Below are 7,336 nucleotides of genomic sequence, written 5' to 3'. Positions count from 1 at the left end.
GATAAACGCAGTGTACTTAACCCGCTTTCTGGCTGGGATAGCTCAGTCCACGCCCCAGCGCCCGCGTTGGCCTCTGGTTCTTGAACGGGGCGGGAGGGTGACGATCTCATCTGGATGTGTGGACATTTTGAGCGTCTTCCAGGGCTTGTCCTGACTGGGGGGCTGACTGGACGTAGAGCTGTTTCGGGCCAGTTGAGCCTTGATCGTGCGTAGTTCAGCCAGCACCTCAACGAGCTGGGCTTCGAGTCTGGCGCAGTTTGGGCAGGCATCGTCAGCGATACCCAGGCTCTCTACCTTGCGCCGCACCCCACCCCCCGGCTGAGCAGTTCCTTTGATTTCTCCTACGGTAGAGCGGGCCGTGCGGGATGGGTAGGCCGAGTTTCTTGCGGCCTTTCTCATGGGTCGCCTGGTGGGCTGGGGCGCCGGGGGCAGCGGGGGCCTATACTCGCGGGCATGCAGAGGCAGCCGTTTACAGCGTTGGCCGCCGTGTACGACGCGATCATGGCGGATGTGGAGTACGACCACTGGGCAGACTTCGTGCTGACCTTCGCGCGGGACGGGGGCCTGGATGGGTCGGGGGGCGCGCTGGATCTGGCGTGCGGTACGGGCGGGTTCACGCGGGAGTTACGGGCGGCGGGTCTGGACGTGACAGGCCTGGATTTCAGTGAGGAGATGCTGCGCGAGGCGCGCTCAAGGCTGCCGGGGGTGCCGTTCGTGCAGGGTGACCTGCGGTCGTTCGCGCTTCCGGAACGGTTCTCGCTGGTGACGTGCGTGTTCGACAGCCTGAATAACCTGCTGACGCCGCAGGACCTGGGCGCGGCGCTGGGGCGGGCGCGGGCGCACCTGCGGCCCGGCGGGTTGTTCGCGTTCGACGTGAACACCCGCCTGGGGGTGCGGGAGTTGTGGGAGGGAGACGCGGTCGAGGGCCTCGCTCCCCTGGCAGACGGCGGCGAGGTGCATTACCACTGGTCGCATCACCATGACGCGGAGGCGGACCTGGGGGTGGTGCAGGCGTTCTGCCGGGTGGGTGAACTGGACTTCGTGGAGACGCACCGGGAACGCGGGTACGACCCGGCCGACCTGGAACCGCTGCTGGCGGCGGCCGGCTTTGCTCGGTGGGAGATCGTGGAGTACCCGGATTACGCGCCGCCGGAACCGGACGCGCCGCGCGTGTGGGTGTTCGCGTGGGCGGGGGACGAGTGAGCGCGCAGGGACAGCCGCCCGTGCCGGGCCTGCCGGTCCAGAGCCCACCCGTCCAGGGCTCAGCAGTCCAGAGCCTGCCGGTGCTGGGCGCGGGTGGCTGGGGCACTGCGCTGGCGGTAAACGCGGCGCGCAACGGCCCGGTGACCCTGTGGGCGCGGCGGGAGGCGTTCGCGGCCGAACTGGACCGTGAGCGGGTGAACGCGGAGTACCTGCCGGGCGTGACCCTGCCCGCGAACCTCCGGGTCACGCCGGACCTCGCGGGGGCGGTGGTGGGGGCGGCGTTCGCGCTGGTGGTCGTGCCGAGCGTGGGCGCGCCCGGTCTGCTGGCCGAGCTGCCGCGTGAGCTGGGCGTGGTGCTGTGCGCCAAGGGTCTGGCACCGGACGGGGGGCAGTTGACGGTCCTGGCACGACGCCTGGGCTTCGGGCGGGTGGCGGTCCTGAGCGGCCCGAATCACGCCGAGGAAATCGGGCGGGGCCTGCCGGCCGCGACCGTGGTCGCCAGCCGCGACGGGGCGTTCGCGCAGGAGGTGCAGGCGGCCCTGATGACCCCGGCCCTGCGGGTGTACACCAGTCCCGATGAGACCGGCGTGGAACTGGGCGGCGTGCTGAAGAACGTGGTGGCGCTCGCGGCGGGCATGGTGGACGGCCTGCGACTGGGCGACAACGCCAAGGCAGCCCTGATCACGCGCGGCCTGCGCGAGATGGACCGTTACCTGCGGGCCGTAGGAGGTCAGGAGGACACGGTGTACGGCCTGAGTGGCCTGGGTGATCTGGTGACCACGGCCACGAGTCGCCACAGCCGGAACCGAGCGGCGGGCGAGGCAATCGCACTGGGTGAGCATCCGGGTCAGGGCGGGAAGGTCGTGGAGGGCCTGCGCACGGCGGGCCTGCTGGATACCTGGGCGCAGGCACAGGACGTGGATCTACCGATTGTGCGGGCGGTCGCGCAGGTCGCGGCGGGCTGCTTGACGCCGCAGGCAGCCCTGACGGAACTGATGATGCGGGACGCGAAACCCGAACGGCACGATTGATACGGACTGCGCTCCATTCCACCACAGTCGGAAGGGCGCCGCCTGCGGCTCCATACCGCGAAGGGGCGTCTGCTGTTCCCACTCGCATCCGCTCGGATTGATTCGGAAGTACGCCGAATCAATCGGAATCCGTATGATACAGATTCCGCTTGACAGTCCCTGTGCGTGCAGGCTGCCTGTAGGCAACCGGTAGCCTCGGCGGGGGTCCCGGATGTGGGCGTTCACCCAAGCCGGATTCCCGCGTGCCACAGGGGCTTGAGTACGGCCTCATGCGCCCGGCTGTTGCAGCATCTTGTACTTTAAATCGAATGGACGTACAAGTACTTGTACCTCTTGCGGGCGGATGGTAGAGTCAGCCATCTCAGGAAGGACCCACTTCACGGGCCGCGCACAGCAGTTCACACCACGGTCCCCAGCGGACCGGCGGCGGGTTCATGTTGTGTGCCTTCACGTCCGGCCCCCGCCCCCCACGCCACAGCCAAGGAGAACCACCGTGACCACACTCAGCGTCCAGCCCCTGACCAACTTCGACGACAACGCCCAGCACATCGCCCGGCGGCAGTACCTTCAGAGCGGGGACGGCGACCTGAGCGGCATGTTCCGCCGCATCGCCACCTGGGTTGCCGGGGCCGAAAGCGAGGGCGTACGGGACCACTGGGCGCAGCAGTACTACGACCTGATGGCCGAGAAGAAATTCTGCCCCGGCGGGCGCGTCCTGGCCGGAGCGGGCACCTCGCACGGCAACGTCCTGAACTGCTTTGTACAGGGCGCCACCGAACACGACCCCAGCACCTTCGAGGGCGTCATGGAAGTCGCCCGGAAACTCGCACTGGTCACCAAGGTCGGCGGCGGGAACGGCGTGAACCTCGACGTGTACACCCCACGCGCGCAGGCCAGCCGCCCGGACGCCGGCGTGCGCGGGTGGGCGTACATGAGCGCCAGCCACGCCGACGTGACCGACTTCATCGAGGGACTCATGCGGCCCCCCACGCAACCCGACGGTGACAAGCAACCCGTCGCCGTGCGCAACTGGACGCGCGTGGTGTACGGACAGGTCATGAAGCCCGAACTGGTCGCCCTGGCCCGCGCCAACGGTGTCACCGTCGTGCAAGCCATACCGGAGGGCGTGCAAACGGTCCCGGACGACATGGGCGGCATTATCGACGCGGCCCGCAAGGTCGCCGACGACGCCATCCTGGGCCTGGAACCCCGCATTGACCTGAGCCACATGCGGCCCGAAGGCGCGCCCATCAGAGGATCGGGCGGCACCAGCAGCGGCCCCGTGAGCTTCCTGCTCGAAATCTTCGACAACTTCCTGGAATGGGCCAACCGTGGCGCGCAGCAGAGCGGCCCCATCAACACCCTGCGCTTCGTGTACGCCCCCGTCCTGCGCGTCGTCCGGCAGGGCGGAACGCGGCGCGGCGCGGGCATGGCCACGATCTCCATCGAGCACCCGGACGTCCTGGACTTCCTGACCGCCAAGGACCTCGACCGCGAGGCCGCCGAGGGTGACATCAGCACCTTCAACATCAGCATCCTCGTCACCGAGAAATTCTGGGACGCCCTGCAACGCGACGCCCTGTGGCACGTCAGCGTGCAGGACGTGCCCGGCAAGTACGCCCTGCACACCCAGGCAGAGCCCTACGCCGGCACGCTCCCCACCCTCCCCGACCGCGAGGAAGACGGCGCGCGCGGCGTGCCCGTGTACACCACCGCCAGCAACGGCAAGATCGACCCGACCGACACCCGCCCCGGCATCCCCGCCCGGTGGCTGTGGGACCAGATCGCCCAGCACGCCTGGAGCACCGGCGAACCCGGCCTGATCTTCGTGGACCGCATCAGCCAGTACAGCGCCCTGAAGAACCTCGGCAAACGCTACGAGATCCGCTCCACCAACCCCTGCGTGACGGCCGACACGTGGGTCAGCACGGCCATGGGCGCGCGTCAGGTGCAGCACCTGATCGGGAAGGATTTCTGCGCCACGGTCAACGGCGAGTCCTTCGACGCGCGCGGAGGCTTCTGGCTGACGGGCGTGAAACCCGTCCTGAAAGTCACGACCCGGCGCGGGTACGAGCTGCGCCTGACGGACAACCACCAGCTGCTGAAAGTCGTGCGACAGACGCGTGACACCCAGGAAACGCAGTGGGTGGAAACCGGCACCCTGAACGCCGGGGACCGCATCATGCTCAACGATCACCGCGACGTGAGCCCCTGGGCAGGCGCCGGGAACCGCAGTGAGGGCTGGCTACTGGGCAGCCTGATCGGCGACGGCACGTTCATCACGGACAAGGCCCGCCCGATGGCCGCGCTGGGCTTCTGGGGCGAGGAACGCCACGCCCTGGCCGACACCGCACAGGGCGCCCTGAGCCGGATGGGCGCCGCCAAAAAGCTCTGGCGCAGCGACGACGAACAGCGCGCCCGCATCCGCCTGAGCAGCGAGGCGCTGGCGGAACTGGCCGCGAAATACGGCGTCGTTCACGGGCACAAGACTCTGACCGACCAGATCGAGCAGGGCGGCTTCGAGTTCTACCGGGGCGTGCTGCAGGGCCTGTTCGACGCGGACGGCAGTGTGCAGGGTCAGCAGGCCAAGGGCGTCAGCGTGCGCCTCGCGCAGTCTGACCTGACCCTCCTGAAACGTGCCCAGCGCATGCTGGCCCGCCTGGGCATCCTGAGCAGCCTGCATACCGAACGCCGTCCCGCCGGAACGCACTCTCTGCCCGACGGAAAAGGCGGCGTCGCCCAGTACGCCGTCCAGGCGCAGCATGAACTGATCATCAGCGGCAGCAACCTGCACACCTTCGCACAACAGGTGAACTTCCGGGACGCCCGTAAGGCCGCCCGCCTGCACGACCGACTGGCCGCCTACACCCGCGACCTGAACCGCGAACGCTTTTGCGACGAAATCGTCAGCATCCAGCCGGACGGTGAGGAAGCCGTGTACGACGTTACCGTGAAAGACGTTCACGCCTTCGACGCCAACGGCATCCTGGCCCACAACTGCGGCGAGATCCCCCTGACCGTCGGCGAGCCCTGCGACCTGGGCGCCATTAACCTCGCCGCGTACGTCAAGGACAGCCGCTTCGACGAGACTGCCTTCCGCGCCGACGTGCGCACCACCGTCCGGTTCCTGGACGACGTGCTGGACGTGAACGTGTTCGCCCTGGAGGACAACCGTGTCGCCAGTCAGGACCTGCGCCGCCTGGGCCTGGGCGTCATGGGCCTCGCGGACGCCCTGATCAAGCTCGGCCTGAGGTATGACAGCGACACCGGACGCCGCGTCATCTACGACATCATGAGCGCCCTGCGCGAGGAAGCCATCGCCGAGAGCGAGAAGCTCGGGCAGGAACGCGGCGTGTACCCCGTGTACGAACGCCACGCCGATAAGATTCCCCACGCCCCCCGGCGCAACGTGGCCGTGCTGACCGTCGCACCCACCGGCACCACCAGCATGCTCATGGGCGTCAGTAGCGGTATCGAACCCGTGTTCAGCCCGTTCATCTGGCGCAAGATCGGCAGCGAGTACCGCGCGCTCCTCGCCCCGCTGTTCGTCGAACTGCTCGAAACGTACCCCGCGCCCGACGGCATGCAAGACGAGAACGGCAACTGGAACTGGGACAAGGTCACCGAAGCCGTCAGCGAGAACCACGGCAGCGTCGTCGGCCTGCCCTTCATCCCCGACGCGCTCCAGCAGGTGTTCGTCTGCGCGCACGACATCAAACCCGTCGATCACGTCCGCATGCAGGGCGTCGTGCAGTGCGCCTTCGACGCCGAGGGCTTCGCCGCGAACAGCCTCAGCAAGACCATCAACCTTCCCAACAACGCCACCGTGCAGGACGTCCAGGACGCCTACAGCGAGGCGTACCGCACCGGCTGCAAGGGCATCACCGTGTACCGCGACGGCTCCAGGCAGTTCCAGGTACTGAGCACCACCAAGAAGAAAGACAAGACCGAAGAACCCGCCCCAGCCACCGACACCGCCACCGACACCGCCACCGACACCGCCACCGCCACCGACACCGCCAGCGCCAGCGCCGACGTGATGGGCGAAGCCGCCCAACCCGCCCCGGTTGCCGCCGCGGCCACCCCCACCGCCGCGCAGGCCACCCAGCCCGCCGCCCGCGCCGTGTACCAGCGCCCCACCCGCCTGAGCGGCATCACCGACATGATCAAACTCACGGACCCCACCAGCGGCCACCGCCGCAGCTTCCTCGTCACGGTCAACCACCTCGACCGCAAACCCGTCGAGGTCATGGTCATCAGCGGCCGCGCCGGCGACGAAGCCAACGCCGACAGCGAAGCCCTCGGCCGCGTCGTGTCCATCGCCCTGCAACACGGCGTGCCCGCCCAGGCCATCATCAAAACCCTGCGCGGCATCAACGGCGGCCTGTACGGCAGCTACAACGGCCGCTTGGTGGGCAGCAAGGCCGACCTGATCGCCGTCGCCCTCGAAACCTTCCAGAAAGACATGGAAGCCGCCCAGCTCCCCCCCCTCGCCGGAGGCAGCACCGACACCCCCGCACCCGCCAGCGCCGCGCCCAGCGGCGTCAGCGTGGAAGGCATGGACGGCATGAGCCGCGACCGCTGCCCCGTCTGCGAGGAACGCGCCGTGATCCGCGAGGAAGGCTGCCTGAAATGCCAAGCCTGCGGCTTCAGCAAATGCGGGTGAAGTAGATGTCTAAAGAACTGGCAGCAATACTCTGTGACGATCTCAAAAATCACTCTCATCCCACCAAAGGAATAGAGACCCTTAAGAAGTTTGCAGAGGAACAAGCTACAAGCAAGAAGATAGCCGAAGTAACTGGAGTCTTTGAAAACATATTTTCATATCCAATTGAGTTTCAGCAATTACTCTCAAGGGGTATCGTCGCCGAAATAGATAAGTTTAGCTTTTTACAAGGCGACATCATATCTAGTAATTCCGCATACTACCTAGGCATTAGGGTTGATAATTCACCAGTATTTGCAATAGGAACATCTACCTGCGACCTTTCAGAAGGCAGAAGGGATTGCGTTATCATATACTCAGTAAAAGAAATTCGTTCCCCTTTTTCGGATAATGATAAGCAACTAGTCAATAATGGCCTAAAGTTCAAAAGCACTCA

Annotated in this window: 4 protein-coding genes; all 4 read left to right on the top strand. The window is 66.7% G+C overall.

Annotated elements, in window-relative coordinates:
* Positions 1 to 453: 453 nt before the first annotated feature.
* Complete coding sequence (locus QZ271_RS13285; RefSeq protein ID WP_291432255.1) at positions 454 to 1,203, top strand: class I SAM-dependent methyltransferase; 750 nt, start codon at positions 454 to 456, stop codon at positions 1,201 to 1,203.
* Positions 1,204 to 1,232: 29 nt separating this feature from the next.
* A complete protein-coding gene (locus QZ271_RS13280) occupies positions 1,233 to 2,234 on the top strand; it encodes an NAD(P)H-dependent glycerol-3-phosphate dehydrogenase (protein WP_291432257.1) in 1,002 nt (333 codons plus the stop codon).
* 493 nt (positions 2,235 to 2,727) lie between these two features.
* Positions 2,728 to 6,900, top strand: coding sequence for an LAGLIDADG family homing endonuclease (locus QZ271_RS13275; RefSeq protein ID WP_291432253.1), 4,173 nt, complete (start codon positions 2,728 to 2,730; stop codon positions 6,898 to 6,900).
* A gap of 5 nt (positions 6,901 to 6,905) precedes the next feature.
* Positions 6,906 to 7,336, top strand: a 431-nt coding sequence (locus QZ271_RS13270) for a hypothetical protein (RefSeq protein ID WP_291432250.1), incomplete at its 3' end; no start/stop codon positions are given.

Source organism: Deinococcus sp., from assembly GCF_018260555.1.
Lineage (GTDB): Bacteria > Deinococcota > Deinococci > Deinococcales > Deinococcaceae > Deinococcus.
This window is presented reverse-complemented; position numbering and strand designations above follow the sequence as displayed.